Source organism: Chryseobacterium tongliaonense (genome assembly GCF_041224435.1).
GTDB lineage: Bacteria > Bacteroidota > Bacteroidia > Flavobacteriales > Weeksellaceae > Chryseobacterium > Chryseobacterium tongliaoense.
Window position 1 is genome coordinate 290,627 of sequence record NZ_JBGFFD010000001.1, and the last position, 14,296, is coordinate 304,922.

Sequence of the window (14,296 nt, forward strand, 5' to 3'; positions counted from 1 at the left end):
TTGTGACCAGAATTTTAGCATATCGTTTTTCGGCTTTTGGTGATGTTGCCATGACAGCACCTGTTTTCCGGGAATTTTTGGAACAGAATCCAGATGTGGAAATCGTGATGGTTTCAAGGAAGAATTTTGAGGGCTTATTTGCTGATATTCCGAATGTTATCTTTAAGGGAATCAACCTTGATGAATTTAAAGGGTTTTTCGGATTAAACAGGTTGGCGAATGAACTTGGTAAAGAATTTCATCCTGATTATATTGCCAATCTGCATGATGTAATCAGAACAAAGATTCTGGATAAGATCTATATAAAAAAGGGCCTTAAGGTTTTTAAAATCAACAAAGGAAAGTACGAAAAGGAAAGACTTACCGATGTCTGGAATCTGGATAAAGTTCAGCTAAAACAAACGGTTGAGCGTTATGCGGATGTTTTCAGAGAAATGGGATTTCAGGTAAATCTGTCCCATACATTAAGACCGGCTACTTTACAGAAATCGGGGATAGGTTTTGCTCCCTTTGCTCAGCATAAAGGGAAAATGCTTCCTTTGGAGAAATCTTATGAACTGGCAAGAATCCTGGCCAGGAAACAAAAAATATATTTTTTCGGAGGCGGACAAAAAGAAACGGAGACCCTCGAAAAATGGGAAAAAGAAATTCCTAATACGGAAAGCTTATCAGGAAAATTAAATCTTAAAGAAGAGCTTCACAGAATTTCCGCACTGGAACTGATGATCTCCATGGATTCTGCAAATATGCATCTTGCAAGCCTTGTAGGAACAAGATGTGTGTCTGTTTGGGGATCTACTCATCCCTATGCAGGCTTCCTCGGGTTTGGTCAAAGTGAAAATGATGTTGTTCAGGTAAAAGATTTAAGCTGCAGACCCTGTTCGGTTTTTGGGGATAAAGAATGCTACAGGGGCGACTGGGCTTGTCTGGCAGAGCTTGATGTACAGAAAATTATAGAGAAAATCTGACTGAATGAAGCTTTCCATCTGTATCCCGGTTTATAATTTTGATGTTCGAGAATTGGTCAGTGATCTGAAAAAAGAAATTGCTGTCGGTTCCGTTGAGGCCGAAATTATTTTAATTGATGATGCTTCGGAAGACCGATTTATACAAATCAACAGGACGCTTCAGGCCGAAGTTAAAAACTTCATTTTTCTTGAAAAAAATATAGGAAGATCACAGATCCGGAATCTTTTTCTTTACTATTCGAAAGGAGATTATTTACTTTTTCTGGATTGTGACGGAAAAATAATCAGTGAGAATTTTTTAAATAATTACATTTGTTTTATAGAAAAAAATGCTGATACCAAAGTGATTTACGGGGGAAGAAATGTGTCGGAAACACTTCCGGATGAAAATCATCATTTACGGTGGAAGTTTGCTGTAGAACGGGAAAATCATCCGGTTAAATTCAGGTTGGAAAAACCTTATTTAAGCTTTCAGACCAATAATTTCGTGATAAAAAAAGAAGTATTGGAAAAGGTGCATTTTAATCCTGAATTTCAAAAATACGGATATGAGGATCTGCTTTTTGCCATGGATTTAAAATCGGAGAAAATAAGGATCGACCATATAGATAACCCCATTTTTAATAATGATCTGGAAGAAAATAAAGTTTACCTTCAAAAAGTGGAGGAGTCTGTGGAAAGTTTATCCAAAATGCTCAGAAATAAAGAACTGAATTCAAAACTATCTGAAGTTAAACTTGTGAAAGCCTATCAAATGATAGATAAACAGCCTTTAAAGCCCTTATTCAAAGTGTTTTTCGGATTGCAAAAGGAAAGGTTAAAAGAATCTCTTTTGAAAGGAAATACAAGCCTCCGTTATCTTGATTTTTATAAGCTCGGGCTTCTTCTTGAGAAAATGGAGTAGTGGGTGTTTTCCTAATTATGAGAACTATATTATTTTACATTCATCATTTTTTATTAACGCAAAGCTTTTAAAATCCGATTGCTATATTTTAAGAGAAGCAAAGAAAGCAACAAAGTTGTGATGAAGCATTCTTTTGAAATCTATTTTATTAGATTAAAAAAACTTGCTCATCTTGGATATATCCGACTCATCATTTTCTTTGCGATATAAAAAATGATCATTGAAAGAAACCGGAACAATAGTATATGGTTATCCCAATTATCTTTCAATCAACAAATGGTGTTTTTTTAATACTTCTGCTAAGCCCAGTCCGCTTTTACTGTAAATTAATTTCGTCCGTGGTATCCGGAAGCCATTATCAACCGTTCGCCATAAGATACTTTTATCAATATCATCAGGAATGGTAACGTGATCTAGATTTTCTTTCAATATTTTTAATAATGCGACAAGCTCTGTATTTTCGTATTGAGCAATGATTTCATAAGGGTTTTTATTGAAAGCCTTGAAAACAAAGAACAGGAGCCTGTTAATAAATGTTCCCTGCTTTAATTCATTAATAACGGGTTGATTAAGATAAATGGATATTTTATGCCTGGTCTGTACCTGAACATGGGAAATAAGGATATCTTCAATGGAATCGAAGGAGACTTTCTGTAAAAGAAAAAAGGTCTCGAATATCAAAAAGTTATTTTTTACGGATATAGTTGGGAAGGTCATTGTGCAATTATCTGATGAGTGAAAGTTTATTTTCTCCTTTTTTAAGATGAAATAAGGCTAATTCTGTAATGATCATTCCTTCATTATTCTCAAAAACAAAACCGCATGGCTGGTCATTTATTTTCATGCTTACAACCTGGTTTCTGTCACCATAAAAATGTAAGGAATACTCTGAAAAGTCTATTTTGTTTACATCCTGCCGGGATGAGTTCAGGATGGTTTTTCTCCTGGCTGCTTTTTCTTCTTCGCTGAGGTAAAAAACCGTGGTAATTTCTTCAAAACGCTGGTTATTTATAGAATTATACTGGTCGGTATTCCTGTTTTTAATGATCTGATGGAATGTTTCATAATACTCTTTAATTTCTTCAACCAGATTATCTTTCACAGGATTGTCTCCATTGATATAATCTGAGAAGCTGAAAGAGTTTTTCCATCCTTCGAGATAATAAGGAACTTCGGCCTCAAAAAAGTCTCCTGTTGTATACATCGGGGTATCTTTTTCTTCGAAAGAAATGTGAAAATGCTGTTTTACCGTTTGCTTTGGTATTGAAAAATCAAAAGCATCCCTTAGGGTGATTTTAAGATCAATAGAAGCATGCCTGCTGATTCTGTCTTCATGTTCGAAGCAGTTGGCTTTTATGGTAAAAAACTGTTTCCCGGAATTTAAAATATATGCATTTACAGGCCAGTCTACCGCCATTCCGCCTTCTTTATAATGATCAAAACAGGGAACATCATTGATGAATAATTCTGCCTGGCAATTTCTCACCTGCAATTCTGCAAGATAGAAAGGATTCTTATACATGATCAGTTACTTTTTTTGGTATTTTTTTAAACAGATATCTTCCCCTACAAATACTTTTTCCAATGGGAACCGGTTGCAGTCGAATTTTTTATTTACAATGGAAATATTATAAATATGGTCTTTTTCAAAAGAAGAATAAGCGAACTGGATGATTTTATCCGGAGTTTCCCATCTGTAAACGGAAGGATTATCGTACAGCTGATTGATATTTACTTTAAATGTTTTGTATTGATTATCAATATCATTAATAATTTTATCCTTAATATTTTCCTTTAGGACAAAAGAGGTAGATACACCGATGATTTCGTTGTTTTTGCTTACTTTAAAATCGTATTTATAACTGCTTATATCCGTATTTCCTAACGAAACTTTAATGTTTTCATTTTGCTTTTTACTGATGATATAATTGTAGGCGATATCTGAATCACTGTCTTTTATAGAGGTTTTATAGTACTTATTGGCACCGAATAATGTGTCTGTATTTTCGTGAAATGTGATTTTTTCTATATCAAAATTGCTGCTTCCTAAAGTTTTAGGATTTTCTTTTTCCTGCGATTTGCAGCTGTATACGGATAAAACGAAGATGATGGCAAATAAAAATTTATTTCTTCTCTTCAATGTATATTTTTCCTGAATCATATATTGGGTCTTTAGGCTCTTCGATTATTGTAAAAACTTGCTGATGGGTAGGCTTAAAATCAATTCTGCGGTTGCTGATAAGTTCGCTGATAACAATGGTCATTTTGGCGCCTTTAAAATTAACCGTTGATTTCTCATAATATTTTGACTGGTTTTTATCATAGCCCCATTCTTTTTCAAAGGTCAATGATGTGGCTACGTTTCCTTCAACTTTCCATTTTTCCACTTCAGTTGTTTCCGTAACTCCGTTTCTGGTTGTAGTAGGGATAAAAACCACTTCATTGCTTTTACATCCTGCCCGAAGGGTAACTCCGGGTTCTACCCACATTTTTTGTTTTCCTCTGTTGGCAAAACCGTCTACGCGGTTGTAAGATAAACTTAAATCTGCTTTCACAGGAAAAGAAACTTCAAATGTAATGTAAAGATCAGATTTTGATAGCCATTCTATAAACTGGATAATCCAGCTGATTACTCTTCCGATCGGGCCCAGGAATTTAATTAAAGGAACTAAATCCACAACAACAGTCAGGCCGATTAACGGATCTGCCCTTAAACCGCCTGTATATATCGGAACAATCTCATTATTGCTTGCCTTACCGAATTTCCAGCCTAATGCAAATCCTACGTTAGGCGGATCTATTGCAAAATCTACTTCAATCACACGTCTTGACTGTGCTAAACTTGGAGTACCGTCACTGTTGCCGGGGTTGAATACTTCAAAATATTGCCGGGTCATATTAAAAGCAGCTACGGCGGTGTCTACAACCTTTTTTACGCTTTCAATTCCAATTTCGTGCTCTTTTCCGTTTTCAACAGCTTTTGCCTTTAATACCCATCCTAAATTGGATGACTGTGTGGCATCAATATTCAGCTCACTTCCCAGATATCTCATATTGTAATTCTGATGGTGGGCATTCAGTCTTTCCCGGGTGTATTTTATTTTCCCGGTATATCCTCTACCTATTGTTATCAGAAATGCAACTTCCCATTCTATGTCCGGATATACTTTAATTTTAGCAATCTGGTTGGGATAACGGCAGGTGCTTATGGGAACAAAGTAATTCTGTGCCAGATCTTCGTTCAGAATAAAGTAATTAAACAGCCATAATATATTGGCAGCATTGGCTGTATAAGTACTCGTTCTGCCCTGAAGGAAGGTTTTGTTGTAGTTATACTTAGGCATGAGCAGCATTTTACTGTCGCCTTCAAATTTATAGTCTGTTCCTGCTGTCCACTGTTGTACCTGTGAAGGATTATAAGACTTATTGGTTTTAATAACGTCTGTATCTGTCCTGTTTTCGTTGGTCGGTGTGATGTCTGCGTTTTGCTGTTGCTGAGAATGAGTTTTATCAGTTTGTGTATTAAAACCGGCACTGTCTCTTTGTGCAGCAAATACTTTATTTACCTGGAAAACATTGGTTTGCACCGTATGCTTCTGGCCTTCATCTAAAAGCAATCCCTGGCAGAAAACATCTTTTGTTGTGAGCTTATCTAAAGTGATGGAGATTTTTTTTCTCTTGTCTCCGGCTGTAATTCCAAAGATCTGGCTGGTACGGTCTATCGGATTTTTGGTGTCTTCTTCATCGAAAATTACCAAAGGAGTTCTGTCGCCGTCTTCTTCATCTTTTATCGTGATTTTAGAATATCCGCAAGGGTCATATTCTCTTTTCTTATATTGTATGTCTCCAATATACTGGATCTGGTTGTTTTTTTGTGTTTCAAACTGACCCAGAAGGGAGCTCAGTGTGTCATAGGGTACCAAAAGTTCACGTGAAGAATCGTAGATCCATTTTCCGTTTTCCAGCCTTACCCAATCGGAGGTGGCCTGTTCGGAGTCATATTGTCCTGTAGCGGAAACACTTCCGTTAGGTGTTAAAACAGGGCCGGTAAAATCAATATATCCTCTCAGTCTCAGATAAAATTTTTCATCTTGCTTCTGGCTGTTATGATTTTTTTGCCATTCCGGATCAATAAGAAATCTCAATGATTTTTGGGCATTATAATGAAATGCTCCCGGGTTTGTTATTTCTACTCTTTCTTTTTTGGAAACTACTTTTCCTTTATTAACAAGCTCTACATCAAAAACAAATTTTTGCAGATTATTATGCCAATCAGGAAGCAGATGAGTATATACTTCTACATCTACTGTTTGTCCGTAGGCTGCTTTTTTATCACTGTCCTGCAACGGGATATAGCTTCCTTCTTTTGGAAACTTAAAATTACAGTACAAAACCTGTGGGCGGTCTGTTGCAACTACTCTTAAAACTTCGACACCATTTGTTTCCGGAAAAACATTGTATGGAATCAGCAAATAAATAACCCCAATATTCCCGATTCCATTTTTTACATCACTTACGTTGATCGCCCGATTATTTCCTTCAAGAATTTTGTAGTCTTTATTTTCTTCATTTGAAGTTTTAAGGGTATTAAAAAACTCACTGGGAGATAATTGCGGATATAGCTGTTTATAGGCATTCCATAGATGTTCTCTTACGAGAAACCATTTTACATCGCGAATTGTATTTTCAGGATTGCGTGTGCCCGGCCCCAAACAAGACTTATCCACATAAGCTGTAAAAGAACTTTCCGAAGGGCTCAGTTCTACAAGATAACCGGAGCCATATTGTTTAACATTTTTTTTAGGCTCTTTGATCAAAGCCTTCTTTATGCCTGCTGTACCCATATTTAATATCCGAATTTGTAAGGATCCTTACTGTTATAGTTTGACATATCAACAACGGGATTTACATGGGCCTGAAGCTCACTGTCGGCATTTTTCAGATTGCTTTGAGATGGTTCCCCGATTTGTCCGGTTTTAATAATAGAAATACAGTCTTTACCGCCAATAGGGCAGGTCGCCTTACTGTCTTCCAGTAAAATATAGCCATCCGGGGGAGAATATTTTTCTTTTTCGTAATAACCGCTCCATTCTGTAACGACTGCACTGCATGGGGTGTTATTCTTTTTTTTACAGGATCCGAAAGTGTTTTTTTCAAAAGTAGCTCCTATATCTTTATGGGTGGCTGCCAATTTTGAGCTGCCATTGAGGTCGTTGATATAATATTTCTGTTGTGTGAGTACCTTTAATTTGTCCGGAGTAGTACCAAACTGACATTGGCACAAGGCTCCCTGTACTACTTTTTCTTTTTGAGACATATTAATGTAATTTTGTGTGGTGGGTAAAATTAGTGTTTTTTATTCAAATTGATTCTCTACCAGTCGTTTTCATACTTGTTTTTATAAAATCCCCACGGGTTAGGCTCTGATACAACGAGTCCTCCTGTAATAAAAGGGCTGTTTTTATCCAGTTCCATTCCTTTATATTTTTCTGTTTCCTGCTGATATTGTGTATAATTTATTTTTTTGATAAAAACTTTATTTCCCTGCCGGTCTTTAGAATAAACTTCAAAATAAGCCCTTATGTGCATTGGAAAATGATAATACAGGTCAAGGTCAAAAATTACTTTCAAAGACATAAAACAGGATGTTCTATCCAGCCATTTTTTGGGAATAAAATAGGGATCTGCCGGTCTTTCTGAGCTTTCAAACCCGATCACAAAAGAATGATAATCGGTAGGTATTTTATTAATCGTCTGAATTCCCGAAAACCTTACCGGTGGTTGATAGGGGATTACGGGCAGGAATAATGCTGTTTCAGTTGTACGGGTTTCACCATAATCAATGAATCTCGGATGAAAAAACAGATTCCAGAACCAGTCGTTTTGTAGGCTTTTTTCAATCCCGGACTTATTTTCAAGCTTATCATCTGCCGCAAGAAAAAAATCATGCAAAGCTTCACTTTCGTATTTATCTGATATCTTTAATTTTTCTTCAGCCCAACGGGTTTTGATCTCTTCATGATTAAGAATTTCATTTGTGCTTATTCCTTTCTCATTGATATAGGTCTGAAGCGGATATATTGATTTTGATATCGAATTTGCAAGGATTTCACTGATATGATCGGGCTGATGCTGGTCATAAAAGATATTTTCCTTGTTGATTTCGAGAATACCTTTATTATATTCAAGGTTTAAATTAGTCGTTACTTCGTAATCAATCCTTTTTGAAGGAATCTGTTCTTCACCGGAAAAATATTTAACGGATATACCATATTTTCTCTGCTTCAATCCCGAAGGTTTTATCCTGAGTGTATTTAATCTCCTTAGTATTTCATTTTTTGACATGAGAATGCCCATAACAATATCATTTTAGCCTCCCGACATAGTTTAATGATCAAATTTAATGATTTGTTTATAAAAAATTAATGAAATAAAGAAAGTTTGAAAAAAATGGAAGAGATATAAAAAGAAAAATCTCCCAATTTCTTGAGAGATCTTCTGTGGGTCCTGAGGGATTCGAACCCCCGACCCTCTGGGTGTAAACCAGATGCTCTGAACCAACTGAGCTAAGAACCCGAATTTTTTTGAAAGGTTTCGTTTCCTTTTCTGTGGGTCCTGAGGGATTCGAACCCCCGACCCTCTGGGTGTAAACCAGATGCTCTGAACCAACTGAGCTAAGAACCCGAATTTTTTTGAAAGGTTTCGTTTCCTTTTCTGTGGGTCCTGAGGGATTCGAACCCCCGACCCTCTGGGTGTAAACCAGATGCTCTGAACCAACTGAGCTAAGAACCCTCTATACTTGTTTTCTCGTTTAGAGTGGTGCAAATATACGACTTATCTGTAAATTTCCAAATTTTTTTCTAAAAATTCTCCGACCACAAAATTGCTGCCACCAATAAAAATCATTTCCTCATTTGTACATTGTTGTTTTGCAGATAAATAGGCTTCCTGTACCGAATCGAAAATTTTATAAATAATTTTGGCGTTGATCAGCAAATCTTCATAGTCTTCAGGATGTCTTCCCCTGTGAATGGCCGGTTTTGCAAAATAAAATTCAGAATTTTCGGGCAACAATGCCATTACTTCATCTATTTTTTTATCATTCACGAATCCCAGGATTACGTGTTTATGACGATCAATAGCATTAAGTTGAGAGAAAACATACTCCAATCCCGCCTGATTGTGTGCCGTATCACAAATCGTCAGCGGCGTTTTTGAAAACTCAAACCAACGGCCGATAAATCCTGTATTCTGATACACATGCAATAAGCCGTTTTCCAGGTTTTTGTCAGAGATCGGAATATTTAGTTTTCTTAATTCTTCCACTAAGGCAAGAACTACTTTTATATTTTTTTGCTGGTAATTTCCTTTCAGATCAGACTGCAGAAGAGTTTCCGTTAAAGTGGCATCAATGAAACGGGTATTTTCTTTATCTGCTTTCTGTCTGATGATATTTTTCACAATGATGTTGTCATCACCTGAAATAATTGGGACATTATGTTTAATAATTCCTGCTTTTTCCCCGGCGATTTCTTCAATCGTATTTCCCAGAATATTCTGATGATCAAGCTGAACATTTGTGATTGCAGAAACCAAAGGCTTAATGATGTTTGTAGAATCTAGCCTTCCGCCCAAACCGACTTCAATAACAGCAAAATCTACTTTCTGCTGATAAAAATATTCAAACGCCATAATAGTGGTAAATTCAAAAAACGAAGGTTTGATATCCTCAGGTAAGTTTTTAAGCTTCTGGATGAAATTAAAGACAAACTCCTTATCACAGTTTTTACCGTCAACCTTTATACGTTCTGTAAAATCAATAAGATGGGGTGAATTGTATATTCCTGTTTTATAGCCCGCTTCCTGGAGAACGGAGGCCAGCATATTGCTTGTAGACCCTTTTCCGTTGGTACCTCCAATATGGATGCATTGTATCTTTTCCTGAGGGTTGTCAAAAAAAGCACAAAGTTTCATAATGTTATCTAAACCAGGTTTGTATGCCTTCTCCCCGTCAATCTGATAGTTGGGAGCCTGAACGAAAAGCCATTCAACAGCTTCCCGATATTGTTCCGTTGTCATTATGCAAAAATCTCAAAAGTTTTTTAAAAAGAAAATATTAATTTTTCAAAACTGTAACTTTTTTATCTTTAGTTCGTCTAATAGTGTAAAATCGTAATATGAAAAAAGTTCTGATTATTGTTTTGGGATTATCTTATTTGGGTATGAATGCCCAGAAAAAGTGGTCTTTGAGAGAATGTGTAGACTATGCTGTGAAGCATAATCTTCAGGTTATCCAAAATGAATATTCTAAACAAGTTCAGGATTCTAATCTTAAAATTGCAAAGAGAGGATATTTACCTTCTGTATCGGCAAGCATCGGAAACAATGTGAGTTTCGGGCAGGCTTCATTGGGAACGGGAAGTATCAGGAATGACAGATTCAGTAATAATGCCAATCTTGGAGCAGATATTTTGGTTTATAACAACGGAAGACTGGAAAAAACAGTAAGAAAATCCGAATTTGATGTTGAAGCAAGCCAATACGATATAGAAACCATAAAAAACGATATTTCTTTACAGATTGCCCAGCAATATTTAACAACATTACTGAACAGGGAAATTGTAAAAATTTCGCAAAGTGCTGTTGAGAATGCCCAGAAACAATATGACAGGGCCAAGATAACCACAGAAGTGGGAACGACAGCCCAGACGATTTTTGCAGAAGCACAGGCGGCATTGGCGAGAGAAAAGCAAAATCTTAAAACGGCTGAAATTAATACCGGCAGAAGTTTATTTGCACTGGCTCAGCTTTTACAGTTGGAAGATTATAAAGATTTTGATGTAGAAAATGTTGATATCCCTGATCAGTTGGCTCCACAGCTGAAGACAGTAGATGAGGTTCTGACGACCGCCTATGACACACAGCCACAGATTAAAGCTGCCGAAAGCAGGATTAAATCTGCCGAAGCGCAAACCGAGATCAATAGAACGGCATTCTGGCCAACGGTAACTGCCAGTGCAGGAATAGGAAGCTTCTATAATAATTTATTGAATACAGCCGATCAAAGAACCTTTTTCCAGCAGTACAAAGATAACTTCGGGCAGCAGCTCGGGCTTTCCATAAACGTTCCTATCTTTAATAAAGGAATCACAAAGCTACAGGTAGAACAATCCAAAATCAACGAAAGCATTGCTAAAAATTCTTTTGAACAGCAAAGACAGGCGGTAAGACAAAATGTACAGAAAGCGCAGTTTGATGTGGAAGCTAATTATGAAGCCTATCTTGCAGCAGTGGAAACGGAAAAAAGCACGAAACTTTCTCTGGATTTTGCAGACAAAAGCTATGCAGCGGGAAGAACAACTATTTTTGATGTAAACATTGCGAGAAATAACTATGCAAATGCTCAGGGGTCTGTAGCACAGGCAAAATATAACTATCTTTTCAGCCTTAAATTGTTGAATTTCTATGCGGGAATTCCGTTAAGTTTATAAAATGTCAATCCAGTCTCTAGAAAAATATTTACCACCCAATACGCTTCAATATTTAAAAATCTGGTTTTCAGATTACTATATCCATATAAAAATTACACGAAACCGGAATTCAAAACTGGGAGATTACAGAAAACTTCCGGATCATTCCCATGAAATAACCATTAATTCTACACTGGCTCCACAGCTCTTTTTCTTTGTGCTTACCCATGAATTGGCTCATTTAATAGCCTTTGAAAAATATGGGCGAAGAATTTCTCCACATGGCAATGAATGGAAAGATACCTTCCGGAGAATGCTCCTGGAAAGTCTTGATGTATATGAAGAGAATCTAAGGCCCATTATTGTGAAGTTTTCCAGATCTCCGAAGGCCAATTTTATGGCGAGCCCGGACCTTGTAAAATATTTTCATATTGAAAAACAGGACGATAAACTCCAATTTATTGAAGAATTGCAACCAGGAGATTACTTTATTTATCGAAATGAGAAGTATTTTCTAGAAGGTCTGATTAAAAAAAACTATCTTTGTAAGAACCTGGCTACTGGAAGGAAGTATTCTTTCAAACCGTTGGCAAGGGTCGAAAAATGTAGTTAAACATGTCAATATCAGATAAATACTGTGTTATAATGGCCGGAGGGATTGGAAGTAGATTCTGGCCGATGAGCACACAGAAATTTCCAAAACAATTTCAGGATATTTTAGGAGTTGGCCGTACAATGATTCAACAAACGTATGACCGGATCAGTAAGATCATTCCTAAAGAAAATATATTTGTCATTACCAATAAAGAATACGTAAGTCTTTCTCATCAGCAGTTACCGGAAGTTCCTGAAGATAACATTGTTGGGGAACCCCTGATGAAAAATACGGCAGCCTGTAACCTTTATATGGCTAATAAGATTGCTGAGATCAATCCCGATGCCACTATGATTGTTTTGCCGGCAGATCATCTGATACTGAAGGAAGAGGTTTTTCTTGAAAAAGTACAGCTTGCCTTTGACCTTGCTGAAAAAAACGATTATCTGGTTACCCTGGGGATTACACCTACAAGACCCGACACCGGATATGGCTATATTCAGTTTGTTGATAAAAAGAATTCGGAATATTTCAAAGTAAAAACCTTTACGGAAAAACCTATTCTTGAGATTGCCCAAAGCTTTCTGGAAAGTGGAGACTTTCTTTGGAATGCCGGGATATTTATCTGGAATGTAAAAAGCATTCATCATGCATTTGAAATGTATCTTCCGGATATGACACAGCAGTTTATGGCATGTGAATATAATTCTGAAGGAGAAAACAGCTGTATTGAGCTCATTTATCCGAAAGTACAGAAAATTTCCATTGATAACGGAATTCTTGAAAAAGCGAAGAACGTTTATGTAATTCCTTCAGATTTGGGATGGAGTGACCTCGGAACCTGGACTTCCATTTATGAGAATACGGAAAAAGATGAAAATCAGAATGCTGTAAAGCTGAAACATGTATTGACCTACAATGCTAAAGGAAATATCATCCGCCTCAGAAACAATAAGAAAGCTGTAGTTATAGATGGTCTGGAAAACTATATTGTCGTAGATACGGATAAAGCATTGCTGATTTGTCCCAGGGATAATGATCAGCTGATAAAAGATTATGTTCTCGATTTGAAAAACTTCAAAAAAGGAGATAAATTCATGTAAATATACTTTGAAGAATAAGCGATGACAAAATTCACATACAAGGTTTCGGTATTTATTTTTCTGCTTTTAGGGATTTTAACTTATTCGCAGGAGAAGAAGAAATTTTCGAATATCTCAACGGTTCTTCAGAGAATAATTCCCAATGATAACAATGATTTCTGGGTGCTGGTTTACAACACGTATGGAAAAGACCAGGAAATAAAAATATCCGGAACAAAAAAGGATTATGCACCGCAATTCTCCGGCTTTGACCTGTTTCCTGATGAAGACAGTTTCTATTACATTGTTTATTCATCCGGTGGAAAACTGAATTATGTTACAGATCTTGAAGGGCTAAAAAGATTTATCGGAAAAATAGATAATGTGGAGGAAGCGGCAATTGCAGCAATCACAGAGGGTTACATGATAGATGAGGAATTTAAAGATATTGCCGGAAACTATTATGAAGACCAATCCAATTATTATATGGATCTGGGTAAGCTGACTTCAAAAGAATGCCCGTATCAAAAAACACATTATGCCTTAACGGTAAGTAAATCTAACGGAACAATAATCAATGTAAAAGACAACGGAACTTATATTGAGCTTTACAACAAGAAATGTAAAAATAACCCGCGGCTTTTAAAAATTGAAAAAAAAGAAGAACCAAAAGATGAGCCTAAAAAACCAGCCAAATCAACCAAAAGAAAATAACTTCTACGAAACGGAAAGATTAATCATTCGTCCGATGTCATTGGATGACAGCGAGTTTATTCTTGATCTTTATAACAGACCCAAATTTATACAATTCATTGGTGATCGTCATATTAAGACGGTTTCCGATGCAGAAAACTATATTAAAAACAAATTCCTTCCGCAATTTGAAAAGCTGGGATTCGGAAACTATATGGTAATCACCAAAGACGAAAACAAGAAGATCGGCGGTGTTGGAATCTTTGATAGGGAAGGGCTGGATGTAGTAGATATAGGGTTTTCTCTTCTGGAAGAGTTTGAGGGCAAAGGATATGCTTATGAAGCGGCAATAAAGGTTAAATCTGTCGGGATGGATGAGTTTGGCCTGAAAAAACTTTCCGCAATTACCGCAAAAGACAATGTTTCTTCCCAGAAATTAATTGAAAAATTAGGATTAAAATTCAAAAATCATGTAACTCTTCCCGGAGAAGATGAAGAGCTCATGTATTATGAAACAGAATAACTGTCCCGTTTCCTGACATTGCGAACAAAGTGAAGTAATCTCCTACCCAAGTTTAAAGGCT

14 protein-coding genes and 3 tRNA genes are annotated in these 14,296 nt (G+C 36.5%); 7 read left to right on the top strand and 10 right to left on the bottom strand.

The window, feature by feature from the left end:
* The first annotated feature begins 2 nt into the window (after positions 1-2).
* Together AB8P06_RS01405 and AB8P06_RS01410 are read left to right on the top strand one after the other, a co-directional pair.
* Positions 3-968 carry a glycosyltransferase family 9 protein gene (locus tag AB8P06_RS01405; RefSeq protein ID WP_369836881.1) on the top strand — a complete coding sequence of 322 codons (966 nt, stop codon included), beginning with the start codon at positions 3-5 and terminating at the stop codon, positions 966-968.
* Between the two features lie 4 nt (positions 969-972).
* Positions 973-1,872, top strand: a complete 900-nt coding sequence (locus AB8P06_RS01410) for a glycosyltransferase family 2 protein (RefSeq protein WP_369836882.1) — start codon at positions 973-975, stop codon at positions 1,870-1,872.
* Positions 1,873-2,130: 258 nt separating this feature from the next.
* Here the strand turns inward: AB8P06_RS01410 and AB8P06_RS01415 are convergent, their stop codons facing one another.
* From AB8P06_RS01415 to AB8P06_RS01460, 10 genes are all read right to left on the bottom strand, one after another.
* Positions 2,131-2,553, bottom strand: a complete 423-nt coding sequence (locus tag AB8P06_RS01415; RefSeq protein ID WP_369836884.1) for a hypothetical protein — start codon at positions 2,551-2,553, stop codon at positions 2,131-2,133.
* A 43-nt stretch (positions 2,554-2,596) separates the two neighbouring features.
* Entirely contained in the window at positions 2,597-3,394 is a 798-nt protein-coding gene (locus AB8P06_RS01420; RefSeq protein WP_369836886.1) for a hypothetical protein, read from the bottom strand.
* A 6-nt stretch (positions 3,395-3,400) separates the two neighbouring features.
* Positions 3,401-4,033 (bottom strand): hypothetical protein, encoded by a 633-nt coding sequence (locus AB8P06_RS01425; RefSeq protein WP_369836889.1) that lies wholly within the window; start codon positions 4,031-4,033, stop codon positions 3,401-3,403.
* On the bottom strand, positions 3,996-6,716 hold the full coding sequence (locus tag AB8P06_RS01430) for a hypothetical protein (RefSeq protein ID WP_369836892.1): 2,721 nt from the start codon (positions 6,714-6,716) through the stop codon (positions 3,996-3,998). Before AB8P06_RS01430 ends, AB8P06_RS01425 begins: the two co-directional genes overlap by 38 nt.
* A 2-nt stretch (positions 6,717-6,718) precedes the next feature.
* The gene (locus AB8P06_RS01435) at positions 6,719-7,189 is read right to left on the bottom strand and encodes a DUF4280 domain-containing protein (protein WP_369836895.1); all 471 of its coding nucleotides are present in this window, start codon (positions 7,187-7,189) and stop codon (positions 6,719-6,721) included.
* Between the two features lie 56 nt (positions 7,190-7,245).
* Positions 7,246-8,229 (bottom strand): hypothetical protein, encoded by a 984-nt coding sequence (locus AB8P06_RS01440; protein ID WP_369836898.1) that lies wholly within the window; start codon positions 8,227-8,229, stop codon positions 7,246-7,248.
* 144 nt (positions 8,230-8,373) lie between these two features.
* Positions 8,374-8,448: transfer RNA gene (locus tag AB8P06_RS01445), tRNA-Val, on the bottom strand.
* Between the two features lie 33 nt (positions 8,449-8,481).
* Positions 8,482-8,556: transfer RNA gene (locus AB8P06_RS01450), tRNA-Val, on the bottom strand.
* 33 nt (positions 8,557-8,589) lie between these two features.
* Positions 8,590-8,664: transfer RNA gene (locus AB8P06_RS01455), tRNA-Val, on the bottom strand.
* A 42-nt stretch (positions 8,665-8,706) separates the two neighbouring features.
* Positions 8,707-9,951, bottom strand: coding sequence for a bifunctional folylpolyglutamate synthase/dihydrofolate synthase (locus AB8P06_RS01460; protein ID WP_369836901.1), 1,245 nt, complete (start codon positions 9,949-9,951; stop codon positions 8,707-8,709).
* A 98-nt stretch (positions 9,952-10,049) separates the two neighbouring features.
* Here AB8P06_RS01460 and AB8P06_RS01465 point away from each other — a divergent pair, with 98 nt between their 5' ends.
* The 5 genes from AB8P06_RS01465 to AB8P06_RS01485 are packed head-to-tail and all read left to right on the top strand — an operon-like array spanning position 10,050 to position 14,235.
* Entirely contained in the window at positions 10,050-11,363 is a 1,314-nt protein-coding gene (locus AB8P06_RS01465) for a TolC family protein (RefSeq protein ID WP_369836904.1), read from the top strand.
* A gap of 1 nt (position 11,364) precedes the next feature.
* Entirely contained in the window at positions 11,365-11,955 is a 591-nt protein-coding gene (locus AB8P06_RS01470) for a SprT-like domain-containing protein (RefSeq protein WP_369836907.1), read from the top strand.
* A gap of 2 nt (positions 11,956-11,957) precedes the next feature.
* Complete coding sequence (locus AB8P06_RS01475) at positions 11,958-13,040, top strand: mannose-1-phosphate guanylyltransferase (protein WP_369836910.1); 1,083 nt, start codon at positions 11,958-11,960, stop codon at positions 13,038-13,040.
* Between the two features lie 21 nt (positions 13,041-13,061).
* Positions 13,062-13,733 carry a hypothetical protein gene (locus tag AB8P06_RS01480; protein WP_369836912.1) on the top strand — a complete coding sequence of 224 codons (672 nt, stop codon included), beginning with the start codon at positions 13,062-13,064 and terminating at the stop codon, positions 13,731-13,733.
* Positions 13,693-14,235, top strand: coding sequence for a GNAT family N-acetyltransferase (locus tag AB8P06_RS01485; RefSeq protein WP_369836915.1), 543 nt, complete (start codon positions 13,693-13,695; stop codon positions 14,233-14,235). Before AB8P06_RS01480 ends, AB8P06_RS01485 begins: the two co-directional genes overlap by 41 nt.
* Positions 14,236-14,296 lie beyond the last annotated feature (61 nt).

What these genes read in the sequence shown, in the direction of transcription:
- AB8P06_RS01410 (WP_369836882.1), top strand. Translation starts at nt 973, where the DNA reads ATGAAGCTTTCCATCTGTATCCCGGTTTATAATTTTGATGTTCGAGAA.
- AB8P06_RS01420 (WP_369836886.1), bottom strand. Translation starts at nt 3,394, where the DNA reads ATGTATAAGAATCCTTTCTATCTTGCAGAATTGCAGGTGAGAAATTGC.
- AB8P06_RS01425 (WP_369836889.1), bottom strand. Translation starts at nt 4,033, where the DNA reads ATGATTCAGGAAAAATATACATTGAAGAGAAGAAATAAATTTTTATTT.
- AB8P06_RS01430 (WP_369836892.1), bottom strand. Translation starts at nt 6,716, where the DNA reads ATGGGTACAGCAGGCATAAAGAAGGCTTTGATCAAAGAGCCTAAAAAA.
- AB8P06_RS01435 (WP_369836895.1), bottom strand. Translation starts at nt 7,189, where the DNA reads ATGTCTCAAAAAGAAAAAGTAGTACAGGGAGCCTTGTGCCAATGTCAG.
- AB8P06_RS01440 (WP_369836898.1), bottom strand. Translation starts at nt 8,229, where the DNA reads ATGGGCATTCTCATGTCAAAAAATGAAATACTAAGGAGATTAAATACA.
- AB8P06_RS01460 (WP_369836901.1), bottom strand. Translation starts at nt 9,951, where the DNA reads ATGACAACGGAACAATATCGGGAAGCTGTTGAATGGCTTTTCGTTCAG.
- AB8P06_RS01465 (WP_369836904.1), top strand. Translation starts at nt 10,050, where the DNA reads ATGAAAAAAGTTCTGATTATTGTTTTGGGATTATCTTATTTGGGTATG.
- AB8P06_RS01470 (WP_369836907.1), top strand. Translation starts at nt 11,365, where the DNA reads ATGTCAATCCAGTCTCTAGAAAAATATTTACCACCCAATACGCTTCAA.
- AB8P06_RS01475 (WP_369836910.1), top strand. Translation starts at nt 11,958, where the DNA reads ATGTCAATATCAGATAAATACTGTGTTATAATGGCCGGAGGGATTGGA.
- AB8P06_RS01480 (WP_369836912.1), top strand. Translation starts at nt 13,062, where the DNA reads ATGACAAAATTCACATACAAGGTTTCGGTATTTATTTTTCTGCTTTTA.
- AB8P06_RS01485 (WP_369836915.1), top strand. Translation starts at nt 13,693, where the DNA reads ATGAGCCTAAAAAACCAGCCAAATCAACCAAAAGAAAATAACTTCTAC.